This window comes from Streptomyces sp. NPDC043878 (assembly GCF_056435735.1).
Genome location: NZ_JBWKDW010000007.1, coordinates 224,729 through 249,415 on the forward strand (window position 1 = coordinate 224,729; position 24,687 = coordinate 249,415).

The 24,687-nt window shown below is 73.3% G+C and carries 20 protein-coding genes; 12 read left to right on the forward strand and 8 right to left on the reverse strand.

The window, feature by feature from the left end; genetic code table 11:
* Nucleotides 1-12 precede the first annotated feature (12 nt).
* A complete protein-coding gene (locus AC07AZ_RS12785) occupies nucleotides 13-1,203 on the forward strand; it encodes an acyl-CoA dehydrogenase family protein (RefSeq protein WP_478846777.1) in 1,191 nt (396 codons plus the stop codon).
* Nucleotides 1,203-1,676, forward strand: coding sequence for a nitroreductase/quinone reductase family protein (locus AC07AZ_RS12790; RefSeq protein WP_478846779.1), 474 nt, complete (start codon nucleotides 1,203-1,205; stop codon nucleotides 1,674-1,676). The genes AC07AZ_RS12785 and AC07AZ_RS12790 overlap by 1 nt, the downstream gene beginning before the upstream one ends.
* A 188-nt stretch (nucleotides 1,677-1,864) precedes the next feature.
* On the opposite strand, the gene AC07AZ_RS12795 is transcribed toward AC07AZ_RS12790, so the two are convergent.
* Nucleotides 1,865-2,500, reverse strand: a complete 636-nt coding sequence (locus AC07AZ_RS12795; RefSeq protein WP_478846907.1) for a TetR family transcriptional regulator — start codon at nucleotides 2,498-2,500, stop codon at nucleotides 1,865-1,867.
* Between the two features lie 134 nt (nucleotides 2,501-2,634).
* Between AC07AZ_RS12795 and kbpA the strand changes: the two genes are divergently transcribed.
* Nucleotides 2,635-3,366 carry an AfsK-binding protein KbpA gene (gene kbpA, locus AC07AZ_RS12800; RefSeq protein WP_478846781.1) on the forward strand — a complete coding sequence of 244 codons (732 nt, stop codon included), beginning with the start codon at nucleotides 2,635-2,637 and terminating at the stop codon, nucleotides 3,364-3,366.
* Between the two features lie 179 nt (nucleotides 3,367-3,545).
* Nucleotides 3,546-5,888 carry an outer membrane protein assembly factor BamB family protein gene (locus AC07AZ_RS12805; RefSeq protein ID WP_478846783.1) on the forward strand — a complete coding sequence of 781 codons (2,343 nt, stop codon included), beginning with the start codon at nucleotides 3,546-3,548 and terminating at the stop codon, nucleotides 5,886-5,888.
* A 96-nt stretch (nucleotides 5,889-5,984) separates the two neighbouring features.
* Here the strand turns inward: AC07AZ_RS12805 and AC07AZ_RS12810 are convergent, their stop codons facing one another.
* The 3 genes from AC07AZ_RS12810 to AC07AZ_RS12820 are packed head-to-tail and all read right to left on the reverse strand — an operon-like array spanning nucleotide 5,985 to nucleotide 8,333.
* The gene (locus AC07AZ_RS12810; RefSeq protein ID WP_478846785.1) at nucleotides 5,985-6,755 is read right to left on the reverse strand and encodes an enoyl-CoA hydratase/isomerase family protein; all 771 of its coding nucleotides are present in this window, start codon (nucleotides 6,753-6,755) and stop codon (nucleotides 5,985-5,987) included.
* A complete protein-coding gene (locus tag AC07AZ_RS12815; RefSeq protein ID WP_478846787.1) occupies nucleotides 6,752-7,168 on the reverse strand; it encodes a Zn-ribbon domain-containing OB-fold protein in 417 nt (138 codons plus the stop codon). The genes AC07AZ_RS12810 and AC07AZ_RS12815 overlap by 4 nt, the downstream gene beginning before the upstream one ends.
* Nucleotides 7,169-7,184: 16 nt before the next feature.
* Entirely contained in the window at nucleotides 7,185-8,333 is a 1,149-nt protein-coding gene (locus AC07AZ_RS12820; RefSeq protein WP_478846789.1) for a lipid-transfer protein, read from the reverse strand.
* A 94-nt stretch (nucleotides 8,334-8,427) separates the two neighbouring features.
* Here AC07AZ_RS12820 and AC07AZ_RS12825 point away from each other — a divergent pair, with 94 nt between their 5' ends.
* A complete protein-coding gene (locus tag AC07AZ_RS12825) occupies nucleotides 8,428-10,035 on the forward strand; it encodes a FadD3 family acyl-CoA ligase (RefSeq protein ID WP_478846791.1) in 1,608 nt (535 codons plus the stop codon).
* A gap of 531 nt (nucleotides 10,036-10,566) precedes the next feature.
* On the opposite strand, the gene AC07AZ_RS12830 is transcribed toward AC07AZ_RS12825, so the two are convergent.
* Nucleotides 10,567-10,773 (reverse strand): hypothetical protein, encoded by a 207-nt coding sequence (locus tag AC07AZ_RS12830; RefSeq protein ID WP_478846793.1) that lies wholly within the window; start codon nucleotides 10,771-10,773, stop codon nucleotides 10,567-10,569.
* A gap of 212 nt (nucleotides 10,774-10,985) precedes the next feature.
* Nucleotides 10,986-13,973: an SARP-family global regulator AfsR gene (afsR, locus tag AC07AZ_RS12835; protein ID WP_478846795.1), complete on the reverse strand. Its 2,988-nt coding sequence runs from the start codon at nucleotides 13,971-13,973 to the stop codon at nucleotides 10,986-10,988.
* 209 nt (nucleotides 13,974-14,182) lie between these two features.
* On the opposite strand from afsR, the gene AC07AZ_RS12840 reads away from it, so the two are divergent.
* The 6 genes from AC07AZ_RS12840 (at nucleotide 14,183) to AC07AZ_RS12865 (ending at nucleotide 21,682) form a co-directional block, all read left to right on the forward strand.
* On the forward strand, nucleotides 14,183-15,430 hold the full coding sequence (locus AC07AZ_RS12840) for an amidohydrolase family protein (RefSeq protein WP_478846797.1): 1,248 nt from the start codon (nucleotides 14,183-14,185) through the stop codon (nucleotides 15,428-15,430).
* Nucleotides 15,427-16,353, forward strand: coding sequence for an LLM class F420-dependent oxidoreductase (locus AC07AZ_RS12845; protein WP_478846799.1), 927 nt, complete (start codon nucleotides 15,427-15,429; stop codon nucleotides 16,351-16,353). Before AC07AZ_RS12840 ends, AC07AZ_RS12845 begins: the two co-directional genes overlap by 4 nt.
* Before the next feature lie 9 nt (nucleotides 16,354-16,362).
* The gene (locus tag AC07AZ_RS12850) at nucleotides 16,363-17,139 is read left to right on the forward strand and encodes an SDR family NAD(P)-dependent oxidoreductase (RefSeq protein ID WP_478846801.1); all 777 of its coding nucleotides are present in this window, start codon (nucleotides 16,363-16,365) and stop codon (nucleotides 17,137-17,139) included.
* 116 nt (nucleotides 17,140-17,255) lie between these two features.
* Complete coding sequence (locus AC07AZ_RS12855) at nucleotides 17,256-18,374, forward strand: LLM class flavin-dependent oxidoreductase (RefSeq protein WP_478846803.1); 1,119 nt, start codon at nucleotides 17,256-17,258, stop codon at nucleotides 18,372-18,374.
* Nucleotides 18,375-18,467: 93 nt separating this feature from the next.
* Nucleotides 18,468-20,198 (forward strand): N-acyl-D-amino-acid deacylase family protein, encoded by a 1,731-nt coding sequence (locus AC07AZ_RS12860; protein WP_478846805.1) that lies wholly within the window; start codon nucleotides 18,468-18,470, stop codon nucleotides 20,196-20,198.
* Nucleotides 20,195-21,682 (forward strand): aldehyde dehydrogenase family protein, encoded by a 1,488-nt coding sequence (locus tag AC07AZ_RS12865; protein WP_478846807.1) that lies wholly within the window; start codon nucleotides 20,195-20,197, stop codon nucleotides 21,680-21,682. The genes AC07AZ_RS12860 and AC07AZ_RS12865 overlap by 4 nt, the downstream gene beginning before the upstream one ends.
* Before the next feature lie 134 nt (nucleotides 21,683-21,816).
* Here AC07AZ_RS12865 and AC07AZ_RS12870 read toward each other — a convergent pair whose 3' ends face one another.
* Nucleotides 21,817-22,209 carry a nitroreductase/quinone reductase family protein gene (locus AC07AZ_RS12870; protein ID WP_478846909.1) on the reverse strand — a complete coding sequence of 131 codons (393 nt, stop codon included), beginning with the start codon at nucleotides 22,207-22,209 and terminating at the stop codon, nucleotides 21,817-21,819.
* A 108-nt stretch (nucleotides 22,210-22,317) separates the two neighbouring features.
* Here AC07AZ_RS12870 and AC07AZ_RS12875 point away from each other — a divergent pair, with 108 nt between their 5' ends.
* The gene (locus AC07AZ_RS12875; protein WP_478846809.1) at nucleotides 22,318-23,142 is read left to right on the forward strand and encodes an endonuclease/exonuclease/phosphatase family protein; all 825 of its coding nucleotides are present in this window, start codon (nucleotides 22,318-22,320) and stop codon (nucleotides 23,140-23,142) included.
* Nucleotides 23,143-23,196: 54 nt separating this feature from the next.
* On the opposite strand, the gene AC07AZ_RS12880 is transcribed toward AC07AZ_RS12875, so the two are convergent.
* Nucleotides 23,197-24,654 carry an FG-GAP-like repeat-containing protein gene (locus AC07AZ_RS12880; protein ID WP_478846811.1) on the reverse strand — a complete coding sequence of 486 codons (1,458 nt, stop codon included), beginning with the start codon at nucleotides 24,652-24,654 and terminating at the stop codon, nucleotides 23,197-23,199.
* Nucleotides 24,655-24,687 lie beyond the last annotated feature (33 nt).

Below are 24,687 nucleotides of genomic sequence, written 5' to 3' on the forward strand. Positions count from 1 at the left end.
AGGAGGTCCCCCATGGACGCCGGCTTCACCGCCGAGCAGCACGAGATCCGCCGTACCCTCCGCGAACTGCTGCACCGTCGCTGCGGATCGGCGGCGGAGGTGCGGGCCGCCGTCGACAGCCCCACCGGTCACGACCCGGCGCTCTGGGCCGCCCTCGCCGGCGGCCTCGGACTGCCCGGACTGGCCCTGCCCGAGGCGTACGGCGGGGTCGGCTGCTCCGTCACCGAACTCGCCCTGGCCGGCGAGGAGACGGGCCGGTTCCTCGCCCCTTCCCCGCTGCTCGCCACCGCCGCCCTCGCCGCGCCCCTGCTGCTCGCGCTCGGGACCGAGGCGCAGCGGGCCGAACTGCTGCCCCGGATCGCCTCCGGCGCGCTGACCGCCGCACTGGCCGTACCCGGCGCGCGGCTCGCCACCGTCCTCGCGCTCACCGGCCCCAACACCGGCGACTGGGCGGGCGGCGGACGGGCGGGCGGTGTCCAGGCCGGGCGCGCGGGCGACGGCTGGCGGCTGTACGGGCAGGTCGACCAGGTGCTCGACGGGCACAGCGCCGACCTGCTGCTCGTCGCCGCCCACGCCGGGGGCTTCGCCCGTTCGCGCACCCTGCTCTTCCTCGTGCCCGGCGACGCCCCCGGGCTCGTCCGCGTGCGGCAGACCGCGCTGGACGCGACCCGCCCGCAGGCGCGTCTGCAACTACGGGACGTGTCCGCGCGGTTGCTCGGGGACGAGGACGGCGACCAGGTCCTGGCGGCGCTCGCCCGGACCGGCGACGGGGTCGCCGCCCTGCTGGCCTGCGAGGCCGTCGGCGCCGCCGACCGGGCACTGGAGCAGACCGTGGGGCACGTCCGGCAGCGCGAGCAGTTCGGGCGGCCGATCGGGTCCTTCCAGGCCGTGAAGCACCGGCTGGCCGACGTGTACGTGCAGGTGCAGGCCGCGCGCTCGGCGGCCTACTACGCGGCCTGGGCCGCCCCGGGCGGCGAGCGGGTCGGCCCCCTCGCCCTCGCGCAGGCCCTGGAGGCGCTGCGGACCGCCGCCGCCGAGGGCATCCAGCTGCACGGCGGCATCGGTTTCACCTGGGAGCACGAGGCCCACCTGTACTTCAAGCGGGCCTGCGGAGACGAACTGCTGTTCGGGCCGGTCCACCGGCTGCGGGAGCGGGCCGCCGCCGGAGCCCGTCTGTTCGAGACCCCGGAGGTGAGCGTGTGATGACCGTCGGCGTGCGCGTGGTGCAGAAGGTGTCCTCGACCCGCGGCTTCGCCCGGGTGGCGCCGTACGTCATCCCGGCGCTCGACCGTGCCGTCCACCGGCTCACCCGCGGGAAAGTGCTGCTCAGCGCGCAGATGCTGCCGGGGATCGTGCTGACCTCGACCGGTGCGCGCAGCGGGCTCGTCCGGCGGGCGCCGCTCGCCTGCATGCCCGAGGAGGACGGGCGGAGCTGGATTCTGGTCGGGTCCAACTTCGGCCGGCCCGGACACCCCGCCTGGACGCACAACCTCCTCGCCCATCCCGAGGCCGAGATCAGCTGGAAGGGCGCGGACCTGCCGGTCACCGCCCGGCTGCTGGCGGGGGAGGAGCGGGCGGCCGCCTGGCGGGAGGTGCTGCGCTTCTGGCCGCCGTACGCCACGTACCAGGCGCGGGTGGAGCGCGAGATACGGCTGTTCAGGCTGGTCCGCCGCTGAACCCGTCGACGGGGAGCGGCCGGGGTCCGTCGGCCGGGCGGTTGAACCGGTCCGCGGGGGCCGGCCGGGGTCCGTCGGCCGCGCTCTCCGGCGTCAACTCCCGCCGGACGTGCGGCAGGCGGTGGCTCACCGGAGTGAACCACCGCCTGGCAGACAGGACTTCGGGACTGGAAAAAGGGCCGGACCGGCTATCTCGTCGGCTTCTTGCCGGTCACACCCAGGTACACCAACAAGGCCAGGTTGGGCTTGAGTTCGGCCTGCTTGACGCCCCAGGTCGAGAAGCCCTTCTGGTGCGAGGCGACCGCCGCGAGCATCGCGACCAGCGCTCCCGCGACCGCCCCCGGGTTCACGTCCTTGTCGACCTTGCCCTTGGACTGGAGTTCGGCGACGGAGTCCGCGAGGGAGTTGTTCACCGAGTTCAGGATCTTCATGCGGATCTTGTAGAACCGCTTGTCGCCCTCGGCCGCGCCGAGGTCGACCACCCTGAGGATCGCCTCGTTGCGGCGCCAGAACTCCAGGAAGCCGTCCACGAGTTCCTGGGCGGTCTGCCAGCCGGCCTTGCCGACCCACGACCTGCCCGCGAGCAGCTCGGTCAACCCGGCGCCCTCAGTGGCCATTTGCTCGGCGATCTCCAGGACGGCGCCTTCGACGTCCGGGAAGTACTGGTAGAAGGTGGCGGGCGAAGTGCCCGCCTTCCGGGCGACATCGATGACTTTGACGTCCCGGTAGGGGGAAGAGCTGAGCATCTCGCTGAGGCAGTCGAGCAGCTTCTGCCGGGTCGCCTGCCCACGCCGACCGGCCACGCGGCCGTCGACGGTACGCACTTGTCCTGTCATGACGTCAGCTTACCGAGGGGTGAGGGGAGCGCGATTCGGCCGACTGCAAATGGGGTGCGAGGGGGCGCGGAGGGTGGCGCGCCTGGTCTGCGAGGTGGGCGAGACGCCGTTACGTTGTCGGCATGGCCGAAAACAGGGCATCCGCGTACGGAGAGGGCGTCCCCTGCTGGATCGACGCCCAGCTTCCCGACCCGGCGGCGGGCAGGCGGTTCTACGGTGAGCTCTTCGGGTGGACCTTCGAGGAGCGGGCGGAGCTGCCGGGCTCGCCCGTGTGGGCGCTGCGGGACGGCGAGCCCGTCGGCGCGCTCGTCCGCAAGGCGGACGGCCGGATGCCCACCGTCTGGACGGTGTACTTCGCCACCCCGGACGCCCGGGCGCTGGCCCGGCGGATCGCCGCCGCCGGCGGGCAGGTCGTCACGGCGCCCGTGCCGGCCGGTGACCTGGGCGCGGCCGGACTGGCCGCCGACCCCGAGGGCGCCGTCTTCGGCATCTGGCAGCCGGGCCGCCACCCCGGTTTCGGCGCGCGGCACGAACCGGGCACCTTCGCCTGGGCCGAGCTGTACGCGCGGGACACCGAGACCGCCAACGCCTTCTACGGCGAGCTCTTCCACGACGCCCTGTTCGGGCCGGACGCCGAACCCGACTTCGGCCGCGCGTCCGTCGCCGAGGTGTTCCCGGCGGAGATGCCGCCGCACTTCCTCGTCCACTTCCGGGTCGACGACTGCGAGGCCGCGCTCGCGACGGCCCAGCGGCTCGGCGGGCGGGTCCAGGTGCCGCCCTTCGGGGCCACGTACGGAAGAGTGGCCGTGATCTCGGACAACCAGGGGGCGTCGTTCGCCGTTCTCCAGCGCTGAACGGCGGACTTATGTCCGCAGATGCGGCGAGACACCCCGATTTTTCCCCGAGTTCGCAACCAGTGCCCCGGACAGGAAGAATCGGGGTGCGTGCCGCCAGGGCGGTGCGGTGGTGAGACGCTGCACGGGGTCGCGTACATATGTGGGTGGCGCGGCTCGTACGGGGAGGTGGCAGGCAAGTGGTGGATCAGCTGACGCAGCACGATCCGCGGCGGATCGGGCCGTTCGAGGTGCTGGGACGGCTGGGTGCCGGCGGCATGGGGCTGGTCTATCTCGCGCGCTCGGCGTCCGGCCGGCGCGTGGCGATCAAGACGGTCAGGACGGAGCTCGCCGAGGATCAGCTCTTCCGCGTCCGCTTCACGCGGGAGGTCGAGGCCGCCCGCGCGGTCTCCGGCTTCTACACGGCGGCCGTGGTCGACGCCGACCCGCGCGCGGCGGTGCCGTGGCTGGCGACCGCCTACGTGCCCGCGCCCTCCCTCGAGGAGATAGTGAACGAGTGCGGGCCGATGCCCGCCCAGGCGGTGCGCTGGCTGGCCGCCGGTGTCGCCGAGGCGCTCCAGTCGATCCACGGCGCCGGGCTCGTCCACCGCGACCTGAAGCCCTCCAACGTGCTGGTGGTCGAGGACGGGCCGCGGGTCATCGACTTCGGCATCGCCTCCGGCGTTTCGAACACGCGTTTGACGATGACGAACGTCGCCGTCGGCACGCCCGCCTACATGTCCCCGGAGCAGGCGAAGGACTCCCGCAGCGTCACCGGCGCCAGTGACGTCTTCTCCCTCGGCTCCATGCTGGTGTTCGCCGCCACCGGACACGCCCCCTTCCACGGCGCGAACCCCGTCGAGACGGTGTTCATGCTGCTGCGCGAGGGCCCCGACCTGGAGGGCCTGCCGGACGAACTGCGCCCGCTGATCGAGTCCTGCATGCAGATGGAGGCGAAGAACCGCCCCAACCCGGCCGACCTCCAGGCCCAGCTGGCCCCCCACCTCTTCGGCTCCGGCTCCGACGACAGCGGTACGGCGTCCGCGTGGCTGCCCGAGCGGGCGGTCACCCTGATCGAGACCCGCCGCGGCGGCCGGCTCGCGCTCCAGCCGGCCCAGGGCGGCCGTGCCGGCGGCCGGGTCGCCCCCGTACCGCCCCCGCCCTCGCGCGACCCCGTCATCCCCGTGCCCGTGGGGGCGCCCGACACCGGCCCCGTGCGGCTGGCCGGCGCCCAGGTGCCGATCGGGCCCGGACCGCGCGTCGCCGACGCCCGCGCCGCCGCCGTGAAGGCGCCTCCGCCGGAGGCCGGCCTGGCCGCCGCCTGGTCCAGACCCCGCCCCGGCGTCAACGGCACGGACGGTGCCGTGGGCCCCGCCGTACCCGCGCCCCCGCCGGTACCCCCGGAGACCGCGGCCGGCTGGCGCCCGTGGCGGTTCCGGATGTCGAACGACGTGTGGGGCACCCCGTCGGTCGCCGGCGACCTCGTCTACGTCACCTCCTTCGAGGTGCACGCCCTCGACGTGGGTACGGGCCGCCGCCGCTTCAAGACGCGGGACGTGGCCTGGTCGATGGCCGTCGCGGACGGCCGTGTCCACGCCTCCGACGGGCCCACCCTGTTCGCCCTGGAGGCCCGCGAGGGCGGCGACCTGTGGCGGCTGTCGACGGACGCCTGGGTGTACTCGCTGAAGGCGGACCGCGGGACCGTGGTCACCGGGACCCGCGGTGGCGGCGTACAGGCGTGGGAGGCGTCCAGCGGCCAGAAACTGTGGGAGCTGACCGGCGTCCAGACCGACTTCGAGTCCCCGGAGGCCGGACCGGCCCTGCACGACGGCACGGTGTACGTGTGGCAGGACGCCCGGCTGCGCGCCCTGGACGCCCGTTCGGGTGAGGAGCGCTGGTCGTACCCGATCGGCGACGCGGCCTCCTGCGGCGGGGTGCCGGTGCGGGTGGCGCCCGCGCCCGACGGCTACGTCTACGTCTCCGCCGGCACCCGCGTGCTGGCCGTCGACGTGGCGAGCGGCCATGTCCGCTGGCACTTCGAGGCACCGGCCGCCTTCCTGTGCGCCCCGGCCTTCGTGCCCGGCCCCGCGGTCACCGGCGGCGGCGTCTACCTCGCCGACTACCTCGGCACGGTCTACGCCCTGGACGCCACCGACGGCCGCGACCGCTGGCGCATCGCCACCGAGGCCCGGGCGTCGGCCGACCCCGTCCTCGTGGCGGCGGGCCATGTGCACGTGGGCAGCGGAAAGGGGCTGTACACCCTGGACGCCGTCACCGGAACCCCCAAGTGGCGCTTCCAGGCGGGCGGCGACATCGTCGGCGCCCCCGTGGTGGCCGAGGGCCGTATCCACTTCGGCTCCACGGACCACCTGCTCTACACGCTGAAGGCCGACGACGGACGCCTGAGGTGGAAACTGGCGACCGGCGGGGAGATCACCGGCTCGCCGGTCGTCAAGGACGGCGTGGTGTACGCGTGCAGCAAGGACCGCTGCGTGTACGCCCTGGACGCCGAGAAGGGCACGGGCACGGCACGGACCGCCTGACCGCGAACGCGGGACCCGGCGGTCCCCCACCGGACCCGGTGGTCGGACCGGACCCGGTGGTCCGCCCGGCCTCGGTCCGCCCCGGTGGGGAGCCTCCTAGCGCAGCCGGAACTCGCGTCCCCGCCGCCCGAACAGCTCGGTCTGGCGCTCGCCCGGGAGGTTGCCGAGCGCGATCAGGTGCGGGGCCTGCGCGAACCCCTGGGCCAGCGGCGCCTCCCTGGCCGCCCACAGGGCGCGCACGGTGCCCTGCACGGCCTCGGGCGGGCAGTCGGCGATGACCTCGGCGCAGGCCAGTGCCGCCGCCAACGCGCCGCCGGGCTCGGTGAGTTCGGACACCAGCCCGACCTCGTGGGCGCGCCGCGCCGACATCCGCTCGGCCGTGCCCATCAGCGCCATCCGCGCGGCCTCTCCGGGCGGCATGCGCTGCGCCATCAGCACGGACTCGTACGCGCTGACCATCCCGTAGGTGGTGTGCGGGTCGAAGAAGGAGGCCGTCGGGTCGGCGACGAGGAACTCCGACTCCCCGAGCAGGTAGAAGGCGCCCCCGCAGGCCATCCCGCGCACGGCCGCTATGACCGGCTTCCACAGGTCGTTGGCCTTCGGGCCGACCCGCAGCAGCGGATCGTCCGTCATGTAGGGCGAGTTCGGCTGCGGCACGACCGTGTCCCGGTCCAGGCCGGTGCAGAACGCACGTTCCCCGGCCCCGGTCAGCACCACCGCCCGCACCGCGTCGTCGAACCGCAACGCGCTCCACACGCCGACGAGTTCGTCCCGCATGGCGAGGTCGATGGCGTTGAGCCGCGCGGGCCGGTCGAGGGTGACGACGGCGACACCGGTGTCCTTGTCGGCGTCGACCCGCACGCTCACGGCCGCTCCAGGACCCACTGGGGCAGCCCGTCCGGGCTGAAGACGACGTGCACCCGCGCGCCGATACGCAGACGTTCCGGGGGTACGGAGTCAAGGCGCGCCCCGGCCTCGGCGACCACGTTCCCGACGAGCCGGACGCGCGGGGCGTCGGCGAGTTCCACGACGACGACGTTGTACGGCGCCTGCTCCGCGTAGTCCGGCAGGAGCGGCGGGTGGGGGACGACGTAGGACCAGACACGGCCGCGTCCCTCGACGCGCTGCCAGTGACTGTCGAAGGACGCGCAGCGCGGGCAGCACGGCCGGGGCGGGAAGCGGAGTTCGCCGCAGCCGGAGCAGGACTGGACGCGCAGTTCGCCCTGCGCGGCGTAGCGCCAGAAGGGGGCGCCGTCGGTGTCGGTGACGGGGGCCAGCATGCCGTTCCTCAACTCCTCAGGTGGTCAGCAGCAGGGCGGAGGTGGGGACTCCCTCGCCGGCGGTCACGAGGCAGGTGGCGGCGTCCGGGACCTGCGCGGTGCTGGTCCCGCGGAGCTGCCGCACGCCCTCGGTGATCAGGTTGAAGCCGTGGACGTACGCCTCCGAGAGGCCGCCGCCGCCGGTGTTGATGGGCAGCCGCCCGCCGGTCTCCAGGGCGCCCCCCTCGGTGAACGCGCCGCCCTCGCCCCGGCCGCAGAAACCGTAGCCCTCCAGCGACAGCGGGATCAGGGCGGTGAAGGCGTCGTAGATCTGGGCGACGTCGACGTCCTGGGGGGTGAGGTCGGCGTGCTTCCACAGGTGCCGGGCGGCCGTCCAGGCGGGGCCGGTGAGCGGGTCGTCGTTCCAGTAGTTGACCATGCCGTGGTGCTGGGCGGGCAGGCCCTGGGCGGCGGAGTGGATGTACACGGGCCTGCGGCGGCAGTCACGGGCCCGCTCCCTGCCGACGACCACACAGGCCAACGCACCGTCCGTCTCCAGGCAGTTGTCGAACAGGCACAGGGGTTCGCTGATCCAGCGGGAGGTCATGTACATCTCGCGGGTGAGCGGGCGGTCGTACATGATCGCGGCCGGGTTCTGGTTGGCCCGGTTGCGGCAGGCGAGGGCGACGTTGAAGAGGTGGTCGCGGGTCGCGCCGTACTCGTGCATGTAGCGACGGGTGAGCATGGCTATCTCGTCGGCGGGCCGCAGCAGCCCGAAGGGGCGCGTCCACTGGCCGGGGGTGGGCAGCTGGACGGCCGTACTGGCCCAGGGGCGGGGCCCGGAGCCGCGTTTGCGGGAGCGCCAGGCGACCCCCACCGTCGCCTGCCCGGAGGCGACGGCGGCGGCGAGATGGGCGACGGTGGCGCAGGAACCGCCGCCGCCGTAGCCGACCTTGCTGAAGAAGGTGAGGTCGCCGAAGCCGACGGCCTTGGCCAGCTCGACCTCGTCGGTCTCCTCCATGGTGTAGGAGGCGAGGGCGTCCACCTCGCCCGGCGCGATCCCGGCGTCGTCGAGGGCGGCGAGCACGGCCCGGCAGGCGAGCGTCTTCTCGTCCTCGGGGAGCCGTTTGGCGAACGGCGTCCGGCCGATGCCGACGATCGCGGTGGCGTCCTTGAGTCCGGCCATGCTGGGCATCCCTCCGCACACCGACAGGCAGCTGACAGGCCGTCAGGTTACAGCTAATCTGACGGTCAGTCAGCTAGTGGGCGGGAGGCCGGTTGTGCGCGGAGACGTGGAGTGGGGCACCATCCCGGGCCTGGTCCGGTCGGCGGCCGAGCGGCACGCGGACGTGGAGGCGGTCGTCGAGGGCCGGACCCGGATCACGTACGCGGAGCTGGGCGCCCGCGTGGAACGCGCGGCGGCCGCGTGTCTCGCCAACGGCGTGACGGCCGGCGACCGGGTGGGCGTCTGGGCCCCGAACTCGCTGGACTGGATCGTCGCCGCGCTGGGCGCGGTGTCGGCGGGGGCGGTGCTGGTGCCGCTGAACACCCGGTTCAAGGGCGCGGAGGCGGCGTACGTGCTGCGCCGGAGCGGGGCACGGCTGCTGTTCGTGACGGGCACGTTCCTCGGCACGTCGTACGTGGCGTCGCTGCGGCGCGCGGCGGGTGAGGCGGCGGGGGAGGGCTCCGGTGACGGGCCCCTGCCCGGGCTGCCCGCGCTGGAGCAGGTGGTGGTACTGGCGGACGACGCCCCGGCCGACTTCCTGACCTGGAAGGACTTCCTGGCCACCGGGGAGTCGGTGTCGGCGGCGGAGGTGCGGGCGCGCGCCTCGACGATCGACGGCGGTATGCCCTCCGACATCGTCTTCACCTCCGGCACGACCGGCCGCCCCAAGGGCGCGGTGATCACCCACGCGCAGACCCTGCGGGCGTACGAGGTGTGGAGCGACCTGGCCGGGCTGGCCCCAGGCGACCGCTACCTGATCGTGAACCCCTTCTTCCACACCTTCGGCTACAAGGCGGGCGTGGTGGCCTGTCTGATGCGCGGCGCGACGATGATCCCGCAGCCGGTGTTCGACGTGGGCACGGTGCTGGCGAACATCGCGGCGGAACGCGTGTCGGTCCTGCCGGGTCCGCCCACCCTGCACCAGTCGCTCCTCGACCACCCGGCCCGCGACACCCACGACCTGACCGCGCTGCGGCTGGTGGTCACCGGCGCCGCGGTGGTCCCGCTGCGGCTGGTGGAACGCCTGCGGGGAGAACTCGGCGTCGGCACGGTCCTGACCGCCTACGGCCTCTCGGAGGCCAGTGGCATCGTCACGATGTGCCGTCGCGGGGACGACCCGACCGTCATCGCCGCCACCTCGGGCCGGGCCATCCCCGGGACGGAGGTCAGGGTGGTGGACGCCGGTGGAGCGGCCGTGGCGCCGGGCGTCCCGGGGGAGATCCTCGTCCGCGGCTTCAACGTCATGCGCGGCTACTACGAGGACGACACCGCCACCCGGGAGGTGCTGTCCCCCGACGGCTGGCTGCGCACCGGCGACGTCGGCGTCCTGGACCCGGCGGGCAACCTGCGCATCACCGACCGGGTGAAGGACATGTTCATCGTCGGCGGCTTCAACGCCTACCCGGCGGAGATAGAGCAACTGCTCGGCCTGCACCCCGGGGTCGCCGACGTGGCGGTGATCGGCGTCCCCGACGCCCGACTGGGCGAGGTCGGCCGGGCGTACGTGGTGCGCCGGCCGCGTGCCGTCCTGACCGCGGACGAGCTGATCGCCTGGGCCCGCCGGGAGATGGCGAACTACAAGGTCCCGCGCACGGTCGAGTTCGTGACCGAGCTGCCGCGCAACGCGAGCGGCAAGGTGGTGAAGGGCGAACTGCGACGGTGAACCTCGCGGTTCAGAGTCACCCGGTGGAGCGCTGCAATGAACTGACCGGTGTCGTGCAGGAGTTCAGCGCACGGCGCTCCGTGCCCACAAGCCTCCGGACGTGCTTCGGCCGCGGTGGCTTCCCCTCCACGCCACCGCGGCCGAACCCCCGTCGCACGTTCCCCCGTTCCCCCGTTCCCCGGCGCCGCCGTGTCCCCCGTTCCCCCGCGTCCCCGGTCCCCGGAGCCAGGTCCCCCCGGACCTGCCCCCTGGCCCCGCGAATCAGGTCCCCCCGGACCCGACTCCCGGACGCGGTCCCCCCGGACCTGGCCCACCGGATCTCGAAATCCCCCGATCCCCCGCACCCCCGATCTTTCGGATCCCCCGATCCCCCGATTCCTCGGATCCCCCGATCCCCGTCGTCCCCCGATCCCCCGATTCCTCGGATCCCCCGATCCCCCGATCCCCGTCGTCCCCGGATCCCCCGATCCGGTTCTCCCGGGTTCCCCCGAACCCGGCCCCCGTCTCCCCCGAACCCCCGTCCGGACGGCGTTACTTCGTCGGCTTGAAGGGCTCCGACGTCGCGTGCATGTCCTTCGTCGTGACGGGCTCGTCGGTGGCGTGCATGTCGCCCGTGGTGGCGGTGGCCGTGGTGGCCGCCGTGGTGTCGGCGGACAGGGTCTCCGTGGTCGCGGCCGTGGTGCCGGCCGTCCCCGTGGCGTGCATGTCCTGAGGCTTGATGACCGTCTCTTCGCTCATGTGCTGGCTCCACTCGGTGTGTTCGTCAGTAGGTCGGTGAGGCCCGTCCGGTCACTCCCCCGAGGGTGGCCGGACGGGCCTCCCGAGCCGCTCACCCTAGTGCGCGGATGCGCGGCCCTCACCAGTGACCCGTCTGCCCCCCGACGCGACGGATCGACTGGTCAGAGCATCGCCCCCGGCGATAAACGAATGATGAACGCGCGGTCGGCGCCTCACACCGTCCGTGCCGGAGCCACCAGTTCGCGCACCGCCGCCGCCTCCGCGGAGCCCAGCTCCTCGTAGATGCGCAGGGCCTCCTGCCAGCAGACCTGGGCCCGGTCCCGCTGGCCGATGCCGGTGAGCGCGTGGCCGAGGACGGTCAGGACGTTGCCGCGCCGCCACTCGCCCCCGATGCCCCGCAGCACCGTCAGAGCGGTCTCCGCGTTGGGGGCGGCCTGGGCGAACCGCCGTGCGGCGATGTCCACTTCGGCCAGCCGGAACAGCGTCATGCCCTCCCACAGACGCTGCCGGCTCTCGCGGAACACCTCCAGCGCCTCCAGGAGGCGTTCGGCGGCGGTGTCGAGCCGGCCGCTCTGGGTGAGCGCCATCCCGAGGGCGTAGCGGCCGTTGGCGCCGCGCATGGAGTTGCCCATCGCGTCGTAGATCTCCATGCCCTGCTGGGCCAGCGCGACGGCGCTGCCGGTCAGTCCGGTCGCCAGGTGGATGCGGGAGAGGTTGCACAGGGCGCTCGCCTCGCCGGGGCGGTCGCCGAGCGTGCGGAAGTGCTCGATGGCCTGGGAGAGGTGTTCCTCGCCGTCGGCGTTGCGGCCCTGGTACAGCGCGATGATGCCGCGGGCGTTGCGGCCCCAGCCGGCCGGCAGCAGGTCGCCGGCCTCCCGGGCGAGGCGGATGACCTGCTCGGCCTCCTGGTCGGCCAGGTCGAACCGGCCGCCGTCGACGTGCGCGTGGGCGAGCGTCATCAGGGCCCGCGCCTCGACCCGCGGCCCGCCGCCCTGCCGGGCCGCCTCCAGCAGCGCCCGTGCGGTGGCCTCGTACTCGCGGGGGTTGGCGCCGGACTCCGAGAGGTCCAGGGCCGCCCACAGCAGGTCGACCGCCCGCCGCAGCCTGCCGGCGCCGGCCGCGGACTGCCGGGCGACGGCCAGCAGGCAGTTCGCCTCGGTGTAGAGCCAGTCCCGGGCCGCGCGCCGGTCGGGGAACGTCAGCCCGGGGTGCTCGGTGGCGGTGAGGTGGTCCACCAGCCGGTCGCCGGGCCGTTCGATCGCGTACACCCCGGCCGCGGTGGCGAGGTAGAAGTCCAGCAGCCGCGACAGCGCGCCGTCCCGCTCGCCCGGCGGTTCGTCGCGTTCGGCGCACGCACGCGCGTAGAGCCGTACGAGATCGTGGTACCGGTACCGGCCGGGCGCCGCGGACTCGACCAGGGACGTGTCGACCAGGCCCTCCAGGACGTCCTCGGTCTCCTCGGCCGGCAGATCCAGTACGGCGGCCGCCGCCGACACCGAGAGGTCCGGCCCGTCGGCGAGCCCCAGCAGCCGGAACGCCCTCGCCTGGGCGGGCTCCAGCTGCCCGTAGCCCAGCTCGAAGGTGGCCTTGACCGCGAGGTCGCCGGCCTGGAGTTCGTCGAGCCGGCGCCGCCCGTCCGCCAGTTTCGCGGCCAGCACGGACACCGTCCAGGTGCGGCGGGCCGCGAGCCGGGAGGCCGCGATGCGGATCGCGAGGGGCAGGAAACCGCAGGCGGCCACCACGTCGAGGGCGGCCTCGCGCTCCGAGGCGACCCGTTCGCGGCCCACGATCTTCGTGAACAGGGACAGGGCCTCGTCGGGCGACATCACGTCCAGGTCGACCAGGTGCGCGCCGGCCAGGTCCACCATCCGCACCCGTGACGTGACCAGCGCCGCGCAGCCCTCGGTGCCCGGCAGCAGCGGCCGTACCTGCGCCGCGTCCCGGGCGTTGTCCAGCAGGACCAGGACCCGGCGGCCGTCGAGGACCGAGCGGTACAGGGCCGCCCGTTCCTCCAGGGAGTCCGGGATCGACGCGTCCGGTGTGCCCAGGGCTCGCAGGAAGGACCCGAGCACGGTCTCCGGTTCCGCGGCCCGCGACCCGGCGCCCTGGAGGTCGACGTACAGCTGGCCGTCGGGGAACGCGCCGCGCGCCTGGTGTGCCACGTGCACGGCGAGGGTCGTCTTGCCGACACCGCCGATGCCCGCCAGCGCCGAGACGGCCATCACCCGGCCCTCCGCCGAGGCCAGCACCTCGCCCAGTTCGGTGACGAACGCGGACCGTCCGGTGAAGTCGGGTACGGTCGCCGGGAGTTGGGCGGGGCGGACCGGCGCCGCGGCCGGCTCGGGCTGCGGGGCCGAGGGGGGCTCGGCCAGCGCGGGGTCGGCCCGCAGGATGCGCCGCTGCAGTTCGCGCAGGCCCGGGCGGGGGTCCACGCCCAGCTCGTCGGCCAGCAGCCGCCGGGTGTCCGCGTACACCGCGAGGGCCTCCGCCTGCCGGCCGCTGCGGTACAGCGCCAGCATCAGGAGCTCACGCAGGCGTTCCCGCAGCGGGTGGGCCGCCGTCAGCGCCGTCAACTCGGACACGGCCTCCGCGTGGCAGCCCTGCTCCAGGTCCATGTCCAGGCGGCTTTCGAGGAGTTGCAGCCGCCACTCCTCCAGCCGGACCCGCTGCGTCTCGGCGTAGCGTCCCGGCACTCCCGCGAGGGCCTCCCCGTCCCACAGCCCCAGCGCCCGGCCGAGGACGTCCCGGGCGTGGCACAGGTCGCCGGCGGCGCGGGACTTCTCCGCCTCGGCGGCCAGCTCCTGCACCACGGCGAGGTCCAGCCCCCCCTCGCGCAGACCCCGCACCGCGTAACCGCCGGACTCGCTCACCAGGAGCCCGGCGTCGAGGACCTTGCGCAGCCGGGAGGCGTAGGTGCGCAGCGCGGCCAGTGCCTGCGGCGGGGGCTCGTCGCCCCACAGGGCGTCGATCAGCTCGGCCGCGGTCGCGGTGCGGCCCTCGCGGAGCAGGAGCGCGGCGAGCAGCGCGCGTTGCTGGGGGGAGCCGGTGTTGAGCTGGTCCTCGCCGCGCCAGGCCCGCACCGGACCGAGCACGCCGAAGCGCAGCACCGCCGACTCCGTGGCGGAGTCGGGACGCCTCTGCTCCGGTACGCGCGGTACCTCGGGCACCTGCGGCGCCCCTGGTGCCTGCGGTACGTCCATCGCCGTCCCCCTAGAAACAGTGAGCAACGACGCCAGTTTGCCTTGTTCATGGCAGATGCGTCAGCCGTGGGAGACGGCGATCACAGGCAGGCGCACGGGGGTGCACAGAGCCCACACAGGATCTCCGCACGGTTCCGGACGGGAAGGGCCGCAGCGGGCGCCGCCCGCACAGCTGACGGGTCGTCAGATCAGCGCTACCGTGAGGTGCCATGGACACCCACGACTCCCAGGGCGGCGCGTTTCCGCTGATCATCTCGGTCGACGACCACACCGTCGAACCCCCGAACGTGTGGCAGGACCGGCTCCCGAAGAAGTACCTCGACACCGGCCCGCGCATCGTCCGGGCCCCGCTGAAGGAAATGACCTTCCTCGGCGGCAGGTTCAAGCCCGTCATGGGCCGGCCGGGCGACGACGGGCCGGTGGGCGACTGGTGGGTCTACGAGGACCTGCACCGCCCCCTCACCCGCCTGGACACCGCCGTCGGCTACGGCAGGGACGAGATCAAGCTGGAGATCATCACGTACGAGCGGATGCGCCCCGGCTCCCACGACGTCCCGCAGCGGCTCGCCGACATGGACGTCAACCACGTCCAGTCCGCCCTGTGCTTCCCGACCTTCCCGCGCTTCTGCGGCCAGACCTTCACCGAGGCGAAGGACCGCGAACTCGCGATCCTGTGCGTGCGGGCCTACAACGACTGGATGGTGGAGGAGTGGTGCGGCCCGAACGCACGGGGCCGGCTGATCCCGCTCACCCTCGTCCCGCTGTGGGACGCCGAACTCGCCGCCCGGGAGGTCCGGCGCAACGCGGCCCGCGGGGTCCGCGCCGTCGCCTTCTCCGAGATACCGCCGCACCTCGGGCTGCCGTCCGTGCACACCGACGACTGGGACCCCTTCCTCGCCGCCTGCGCCGAGACCGGCACGGTCGTCGCCATGCACATCGGCTCCTCCAGCCGGATGCCGTCCACCTCCGCCGACGCCCCGCCCGCAGTCGGCTCCACCATCACCTTCGCCAACTGCTGCTTCTCGATGGTGGACTGGCTGATGAGCGGGAAGTTCGAGCGCTTCCCCGGCCTGAAGGTCATGTACGCCGAGGGGCAGATCGGCTGGATCCCCTACATCCTGGAGCGCGCGGACGTCGTCTGGGAGGAGAACCGCGGCTGGGGCGGGGTCGCCGACAAGGTCCACCGCCCGCCGTCCGAACTGTTCGCCGAGCACGTCTACGGCTGCTTCTTCGACGACGCCTTCGGACTGCGCAACCTCGACGCCATCGGGGTCGGCAACGTCCTCTACGAGACGGACTACCCCCACTCCGACTCCACCTGGCCCAAGTCCCGCGAGGTCGGCGAGGCGCAGATGGGCCACCTGGACGCCGATGTCGTCGAGCGGATCGTCCGGGGCAACGCGATCGGCCTGCTGGGGCTCACGGCGGACGGGCTGTGGCCGGGCGGCGCCCGGTGAACTCCCCGATCGGGTACGGCATCCAGCTGCCCGTGCAGTCGCAGAGCACGATCTACGCCGAACCCTGGGAGGCCGGCGCCGGGCCCGCCGACCTGGTGGAGATCGCCCGCGCCGCCGACCGGGCCGGCTTCGGATACGTCGCCGTCTGCGACCACGTGGCGATACCGCGGCGGCTGGCACCCGCGATGAGCACCGTCTGGTACGACCCCGTCGCCACCCTCGCCCACCTGGCCGCGGTCACCGACCGCGTCCGACTGCTCAGCCACGTCGCCGTCGTGGCCCTGCGCCACCCGCTGCTCACCGCCAAGCAGTACGCCACCCTCGACCACCTGTCGGGCGGCCGGCTCGTCCTCGGCGTCGGAGCCGGGCACGTGCGGGAGGAGTTCGAGGTGCTGGGGGTGGACTTCGAGCGGCGCGGGGCCGTCCTCGACGAGACCATGGACGCCCTGCGCGCGGCCCTCGGCCCGGAGGAGTACCCCGAACACCACGGCAAGCTGTACGACTTCGGGGGCCTCGGCCAGCGGCCCCGCCCCGCACAGGCCCGCGTCCCCCTCTGGGTCGGCGGCTCCTCACCCGCCGCCGTCCGCCGGGCCGCGCTCAAGGGCGACGGCTGGCTCCCGCAGGGCGACCCGCGCGACCGGCTGCCGGGGCAGATCGCCACGCTCAGGAGGCTGCGGGCCGAGGCCGGCGCCGAAGGGCCGTTCACCGTCGGCGCGATCACCGAGCCGCTGTACGTCGGCGCCCCCGGCTGGGACGTGGGCCGGCGCACCCTCACCGGCGCCCCGCAGGAACTCGCCGATTCCCTGCGCGCCTACCGCGCGATGGGCGTGGACCAGATCCAGGTCCGCTTCCGCAGCCGCAGCCGTACCGAACTGATCGACCAGATGGCGGCGTTCGGCGCCGACACAGCTCCTCACCTCTAGGGAGACCACATGGGCAAGCTGGACGGACGGGTCGTCATCGTCACCGGCGCGGCACGCGGACAGGGCGAACAGGAGGCACGCCTCTTCCGGGAGGAGGGCGCCCGGGTGGTCGTCGCGGACGTGCTGGACGACCAGGGGGAGGACCTGGCCAAGGAACTGGACGCGCGCTACGTCCATCTCGACGTCGGCCGGGAGGCGGACTGGACGGCCGCGGTGGCCGCCACGAACGAGGCGTACGGGAGGATCGACGGGCTGGTCAACAACGCCGGCATCCTGCGGTTCAACGCCCTGCTCGACACCCCGGTAGAGGAGTTCATGCAGGTCGTGCGGGTGAACCAGGTCGGCTGCTTCCTCGGCATCAAGACCGTCGCCCCGCACATCGCCGCCGCCGGCGGGGGCACCATCGTCAACACCGCCTCCTACACGGCCGTCACCGGCATGGCGGCGGTGGGCACCTACACGGCGACCAAGCACGCGATCCTCGGCCTCACCCGGGTCGCCGCCCTGGAGCTGGCCGGACGGCACATCCGGGTCAACGCCATGTGCCCGGGCGCGATCGACACCCCGATGTCCAACCCGTCCCTGCTCGACCCCACGGCGGACGTCGAGGAGACGGCCAGGGCCCTGGAGGGGCTGTACCGCGGGCTCGTGCCGCTCGGCCGGGTCGGCCGGCCGGAGGAGGTGGCCCGCCTCGCGCTCTTCCTCAGCTGCGAGGACTCCTCCTACATCACCGGTCAGCCGTTCGTGATCGACGGGGGCTGGCTGGCGGGCGTCAGCCTCATCTGAGTGACCGTCAGCTCTTGACGGTCCATGGGTGCGGTGCCACAGTCGGCCCAGATACTGATCTGACGGTCCGTCAGGTCGGCTGGACGCCGGTAACAGACTGGGGACGGTGAACCTCCTTGGAATTCGGGCTCTTTGTACAGGGATACGTGGGCAAGCGGGCCGAGACCGATCCGCTCGCCGAGCACAAGGCGCTGATGGAGGAGACCGAGTACGTCATCCAGGCGGACCGGTCCGGCTTCAAGTACGCCTGGGCGTCCGAACACCACTTCCTGGAGGAGTACTCGCACCTCTCCGCCAACGACGTCTTCCTCGGCTACCTCGCCCACGCCACCGACCGCATCCACCTCGGCTCGGGCATCTTCAACCCCCTCACCCAGGTCAACCACCCGGTCAAGGTCGCCGAGAAGGTGGCCATGCTCGACCACCTCACCGAGAACCGCTTCGAGTTCGGCAGCGGCCGCGGCGCGGGCTCACACGAGATCCTCGGCTTCCTCCCCGGCATCACCGACATGAACTTCACGAAGGAGATCTGGGAGGAGACCATCGCGGAGTTCCCCAAGATGTGGCTCCAGGACGAGTACGCCGGCTTCCAGGGCAAGCACTGGCAGCTCCCGCCGCGCAAGATCCTGCCCAAGCCGTACGGGAAGTCGCACCCCGCGATGTGGTACGCCGCCGGGTCGCCGCCCTCGTACGCCATGGCCGCCCGCAAGGGCCTCGGGGTCCTCGGCTTCAGCATCCAGAAGGTCTCCGACATGGAATGGGTGCTGGAGCAGTACAAGACGGCGGTCGTGAACGCCGAACCGATCGGGGACTTCGTCAACGACAACGTGATGGTGACGACGACCGCGATCTGCGCCCCCACGCACGACGAGGCCATCCGGATCGCGGCCGGCGGCGGGCTGCACTACCTGCCCTCCCTCGTCTTCCGCTACCACGACACCTTCCCGCGCCCCGAGGGCTTCCCGGTCTGGCCGGAGACCCTCCCGGAGTACACCCCCGAGTTCGTCGAGCTCCTCGTCGAGGAGGAACTGCTGATCTGCGGCGACCCCGACGAGGTCCTCACCCAGTGCAAGCGGTGGGAGCAGGCCGGGGCCGACCAGCTCAGCTTCGGGCTGCCGGTCGGCGTGCCCAAGGAGGAGACCCTCCAGACGATCCGGCTGATCGGCGAGCACGTCATCCCGAAGATCGACACCGACCCCGTCCACCGGACGTCACGGTTCCGGCAGGCCGTCTGACCGCCGTCGCGGAGCGCGGGCCGTCCGTGGCCGGTCCGCGGTTCCCCGCGCCCTCGGGGCGTGGATCCCAACGGAGTTGAGGAGGCAGGGCGCATGCTCGATCACGTCATCAAAGGGGCGACCGTCGTCGACGGCACCGGCGGCCCCGCGTACCCGGCGGACGTGGGGATCCGGGACGGCCGTATCGCCGTGATCGGCACGGTCACCGGAGAGTCCCGCACCAGCGAGGACGCCACCGGGCTCGTCCTCGCCCCCGGCTTCGTCGACCCGCACACCCACTACGACGCCCAGCTGTTCTGGGACCCCTACGCCACCCCGTCCCTGAACCACGGGGTGACCACCGTCGCCGCCGGCAACTGCGGCTTCACCCTCGCGCCGCTCCACCCGGACCGCCCCGAGGACGCCGACTACACCCGCCGCATGCTCGCCAGGGTGGAGGGCATGTCGCTCGTCGCCCTGGAGGAGGGCGCGCCCTGGACCTGGCACGGCTTCGGCGAGTACCTCGACGCGCTGGAGGGGCGGATCGCCGTCAACGCCGGCTTCATGGTGGGGCACTGCGCGCTGCGCCGGTACGTCATGGGTCCCGACGCGGTCGGCGGACAGCCGAGCGAGGACCAACTGGCGTCCATGCTGCGGCTGTTCCACGAGGCGATGGACGCCGGCGCCTGGGGCCTGTCCACCACCCAGTCCTCCACCCACTCCGACGGCGACGGCCGCCCGGTCGCCTCCCGGCACGCCCGGCCGGCCGAACTCCTGGCCCTCGCCAAGGCCGTCGGGGAACACGAGGGCACCCAGATCGAGGCGATCGTCGCCGGCTGCCTCGACCAGTTCAGCGACCCGGAGATCGACCTGCTCGTGGAGATGAGCGCGGTCGCCGGACGCCCCCTGAACTGGAACGTCCTCACCATCGACGCCTCCGTCCCCGAACGCGTGCCCCGGCAGCTGCTGGCGAGCGAACAGGCCCGGAAGGCGGGCGGCCGGGTGGTGGCGCTCACCATGCCGATCCTCACGCCGATGAACATGTCGCTCGGCACGTTCTGCGCCCTGAACCTCATCCCCGGCTGGGGCCCGATCCTCGGCCTGCCGGTCCCGGAGCGGATCGCACGGCTGCGGGACGCCGGCGTACGGGCCGGGATGCTGGAGCGCGCCAACTCCAAGGAGGCGGGCGTCTTCCGGCGGCTGGCGAACTTCGGCCGCTACGTGATCGGCGACACCTACAGCGAGGCCAACGAGGGCCTGTCCGGGCGCGTGGTCAAGGACATCGCCGCCGAACGCGGCCTCGACCCCTTCCACTGCCTGGTCGAGATCTGCGCCGCCGACGACCTGCGTACGGTCCTGTGGCCCATGCCCACCGACAACGACCCCGCGTCCTGGGCGCTGCGCGCCGAGACCTGGAACCACGAGGACGTCCTGCTCGGCGGCTCCGACGCGGGCGCCCACCTGGACCGCATGTGCGGCGCCCCGTACACCACCCGGTTCCTCGGCGACTGCCTGCGCGGCCGGAGACTCGTCGGCCTGGAACAGGCCGTGAAGATGCTGACGGACGACCCGGCACAGCTGTTCGGCCTGCGCGAACGCGGCCGGCTGCGGGAGGGCTTCCATGCCGACCTCGTCCTCTTCGACCCGCAGCGGATCAGCGCGGGCACGGCCACCCTGGTGCACGACCTGCCGGGCGACAGCCCCCGGCTGGACGCCAGGGCGATCGGGATACGGGCCGTATGGGTCAACGGCGTCGAGGCGATCCGCGACGACACCGTGACGGGCGCCGTACCGGGCCGGGTCCTGCGCTCGGGCCGGGACACGGGGACGGTGGCGACCAGGTGACCCGTGAGCGGCGGACGCTCGACGGCGACCGGGTGACCGACGGCCCGGGACTGTTCCTCGGCGGTCGCCGGGTGGAGCCGGACGGCGGTCACTACGAGGTCGTCGACCCGGCGACCGAGGAGACCGTCGGCTGGGCGCCGGAGGCATCCCGGGACCAGGTGCACGCGGCCTGCGCCGCCGCCCGCGAGGCGTTCGGGCCCTGGTCGCGCACCTCCGCCGAGGAGCGGGCGGCGATCCTCGGCCGGGCGGCGGACATCGTCCGCGAGCGGCTGGTGCCCGCCGCGGAACTGGCCCGGGCGGAGACCGGCGCGACGACCGGGACGGCCCGGGCGATGCAGGTGGGAGTGGCGGCGGCCCGTTTCCAGCGGTACGCGCGCGTGGAGCCCGCCGAGTGGGCGATCACGCCGCAGATCACCGAGGCCGGTCCGCTCGGCCGGGCCGGCGTGACCGGTGCGCTGGCGGTACGGCAACCCGTCGGGGTCGTCACCTGCATCACCTCCTACAACAACCCGTGGGCCAACGCGGCCGGGAAGGTCGCCCCGGCGCTCGCCATGGGCAACACCGTCGTGGTGAAACCGGCCCCGCAGGACCCGCTGTCCGTCTACCGCATGGCGGAGGCGCTGGAGGCGGCCGGGGCCCCGCCCGGAGTCGTGAACGTCGTCTCCGGCCGGTCGGTGGAGGTCGGCGAGGCGGCCGTGGACTGCGACGACGTGGACATGGTGAGCTTCACGGGTTCGACCGCGGTCGGCCGGCGCATCGCCGAGGTCTGCGGCCGGGGCATGAAGCGGCAGCTGATGGAACTGGGCGGCAAGGGCGCCGCCGTGGTCTTCGACGACGCTGACCTCCGCTCGGCGGTGGCCGGTGTCGGCTCGACGTTCTCCTTCTACAGCGGACAGATCTGCACGGCACCGACGCGCGTCCTGGCGCAACGCGGGGTGTACGACGAACTGGTCGGCCAACTTGCCTCCTACGCACGTCGGTTGAAAGTCGGCGACCCACGGGAGCGGGACACGGTCGTCGGGCCGGTGATCTCGGAAGTGCACCGGGACCGGATCGAGTCGTACGTCGAACTGGGCCGCAAGGAGGGCGCGGTGGTGGTCCACGGCGCCGAACGCCCCTGCCTGGACCGGGGTTTCTACGTCGCCCCCACCCTCCTCGCGGACTGCACGAACGACATGCGCGTGGCCCGGGAGGAGATCTTCGGCCCGGTGGTGGTCGTGGTCCCCTTCGACGAGGAGGAGGAGGGCATCGCCCTCGCCAACGACAGCGACTACGGCCTGATCGACTACGTCTGGTCCGGCGACGTGGCCCGCGCCTTCCGCGTGGCACGCCGGCTGCGCGCCGGCGGCGTCGGCGTCAACACCGTCGCCCGCAACATGGAGGCCCCCTTCGGCGGCTTCAAGAAGAGCGGCGTCGGCCGGGACGTCGGCTCGTACGCGCTGCACGCGTACAGCGAGGTGCAGTCGATCGTCTGGCCGGGCTGACCCCCTGCCCTCAGGGGGCGCGGGGACCCGCGCGACGAGCCACGACGGTGCCGCGGACGACCGACGGCACCGGACGGCACCGGACGGCACCGGACGGCACCGGACGCTACGTCGCGGCACGTCCGGCGGAGCGCTCAGTCGAGATCCACCCGCACCGTGAGCAGTCCCGCGCCCACCGCCCGTACCGCCGCGCTGTTCATCCGGGGCAGGCCGCGCAGCCGTACCACGGCGTCGTCGTCCGGCAGGAGGTGCGCCGTGCCGGTGAGCCAGCGGCCCCGCAGCCGCACCCGCACCCGCGGGTCCGCCTTGATGTTGCGGATGTACTGCGAGCGCTCGCCGAACTCGGAGACCAGCCAGAAGGAGTCCCCGATCCGCCGGCCGCCGACCGGGGTGCGGCGAGGCTCACCCGACACCCGGCCGGTGGTCTCCAGCAGGGTCTGCGTCGGCATCCGGCGCTGCAAGGGGTTGGCGAACCGTCGCTGGACGGCTGAGACGGCCCGGTACTTGGACTCGGCGTCGCGGAACAGCTTCACTGACACTTCCCCGTCCGTTGTCTTCGTCCGCTGCCTCACGCAGGTGGCGGTGGTCTTCAATGGTCCCAGTGTTGGACGGGAGAGGGGACGGGCGGGTCGGCGATGCGCATCGTGAGCTGGAACCTGTGGTGGCGGTTCGGGCCCTGGGCCGAGCGGCAGAAAGCGGTTCTCGCCGTGCTGCGGGACCTGGAGCCGGACGTCGTCGGCCTCCAGGAGGTGTGGGCGGCCGACGGCGAGAACCTCGCCGGATGGCTCGCGGACGAACTCGGCCTGCACTGGGCCTGGGCCCCCTCCCACGCGTCCGAGCGGTGGCAGCGGCGGATCGGGGACCCGTCCGTCGAGATCGGCAACGCGGTGCTCAGCCGCTGGCCGGTCATCGAACAGGACGTCCTGCGGCTCCCCGCCCCCGAGGAGTTGGACGACGGACGCCTCGCCCTCTACGCCCGCCTCGCCGCGCCCCACCACGAGGTCCCCTTCTTCACGACCCACCTCACCTCGGCCCCCGCGGCGTCGGCCGTACGCGTCCAACAGGTCACCGCGCTGGCGGAGTTCGTGGCGGCCCACCGGAACGGCACCGCGTTCCCGCCGGTGATCACCGGGGACTTCAACGCGTGGCCGGACTCCGACGAGATCCGCCGCTTCGGCGGCTACAGGACGGCGCCGGCCGCCCCCGGCCAGCTCTTCCTCGACGCGTGGGAGTACGCCGACCCGGCGTCCCCCTCCGCGACCTGGGACCCGGCGAACCCGTACGTCGCCGACCACAGCCCGGCCGTCCGCATCGACTACGTCCACGTGGGGCCGCCCGGCCCCGGCGGCCTCGGCCACGTCCGTTCGGTCCGCCGTGCGGGCGCGGGCCCGGTGGACGGCGTATGGCCCTCGGACCACGCGGCGGTGGTCGCGGACCTGGCGGCGGGGGCGACGGACTGACGACCTGGTGCGCGGCAGGCGACTCCGCCGACTGTCACGCACCAGGTCGCGAGCTCAGGAGCCCGACATGGCGTCCCCGAACATGGGGTCGTGCCCCGAGTTCCCGATGCCCACGGACGATGCGCCGAAGGTCACCGCGCCGGTGGCCGTGACGCCTGCGGTGGAGCCGCGCAGGACCCATACGGCGCCGTCGTCGCTGTTCTCGCCGCCCGCGCCCACCGACAGGTCGGCGCGGCCGTCCTTGTCGTGGTCGGCGAGGTGGATGGCGTCGCCGAACATGTCCGAGGACTCGTTGGCGCCCGGGACACCCGGGGTGCCCTGGTTGAAGGACTGGGCGCCGGTCCCCGTCAGGCCGGAGGCGCCGCCGCGCAGCACCCAGACGTTGCCTGCCTCGGCCGCGGAGCCGATGGTCTCGAAGTCGGCGCCGACGGCGAGGTCCGGGTAGCGGTCACCGTTGACGTCGCCCGCGGCGAGGGTGCCACCGAACGAGTCGTGGGACTCGTCCGTTCCCGGCACGCCCGGGGTGTCCTGGCTGAAGACGGCGCTGCGCGTGGTGTCGACGCCCGCCGCACCGCCGTAGAACACGGTGACGTAGCCGCCCTTCGCCGTCTGGTCCATGATGTCGACGAAGTCGGTGCCGACGACCAGGTCGTCGTGCCCGTCGCGGTCGAAGTCGGCCACGGTGAGCGCGCCCGCGTACCCCTCGCCCACCTCGGTCTGCGGAGTGGGCCCGGTCGAGGCGCCCAGGTAGACGAAGTTGCCCGCGGCGGACCCCACCACCACGTCGTCCGCCCCGTCGTTGTCGAAGTCCCCGGCGGCCAGCTGGACGGCGCCGTCGGGGTACGCGCCGGACTCGATCTGCGCGTCGAAGCGCAGCTTCCCGGCCGCGCCACCGGACCTGGTGAAGCCGCCCTTGAAGATCCACACGTCCTTGCCGGTGGACCCCACCGCCAGATCGGCCTTCCCGTCACCGGTGAAGTCCCCGACCGCGAGGGACTGGCCGAACCGGTCGTGGCCCGACGCGTTCGGGTCGCTGATCGTCGTGCCGCCCGACAGGCCGGACGAGCCGCCCCACAGGATGGTGACCGAACCGCCGTCGACATCGCCGCCGACGTCCTCCAGAGGTGTGCCCACGACGAGATCGCCGTAGCCGTCGTTGTTGAGGTCGCCGTGCGCGAGTTCGGTGCCGAAGCGGTCGGAGGTCTCCGAGGTGCCCGGCACGCCGGCGGAACTCTGCGATGTGGACTTGTGGCGCGCGGCGCTGATGCCGTTCGACGAACCGTAGTTGACGACCACGGCGCCCGCCTTCGCCTTCCCGCTCGCGACGGCACCCGGGGCGCCGGTCGCCAGATCGCGGTAGCCGTCACCGTTGAAGTCGTCGGCGAGGTGCGACGGGGCGGCACTCGCACCGCCGGGCAGGGTGATGAGCAGGCCACCGGCCAGGGCGGCCGCGACGGCGGTGGCGCCCAGGACGACGGGACGCCGGGAACGCTTGTGATGGGGCCGGGACATGGGTTCCTCTCCAGGACATACATGCGAGCCCCA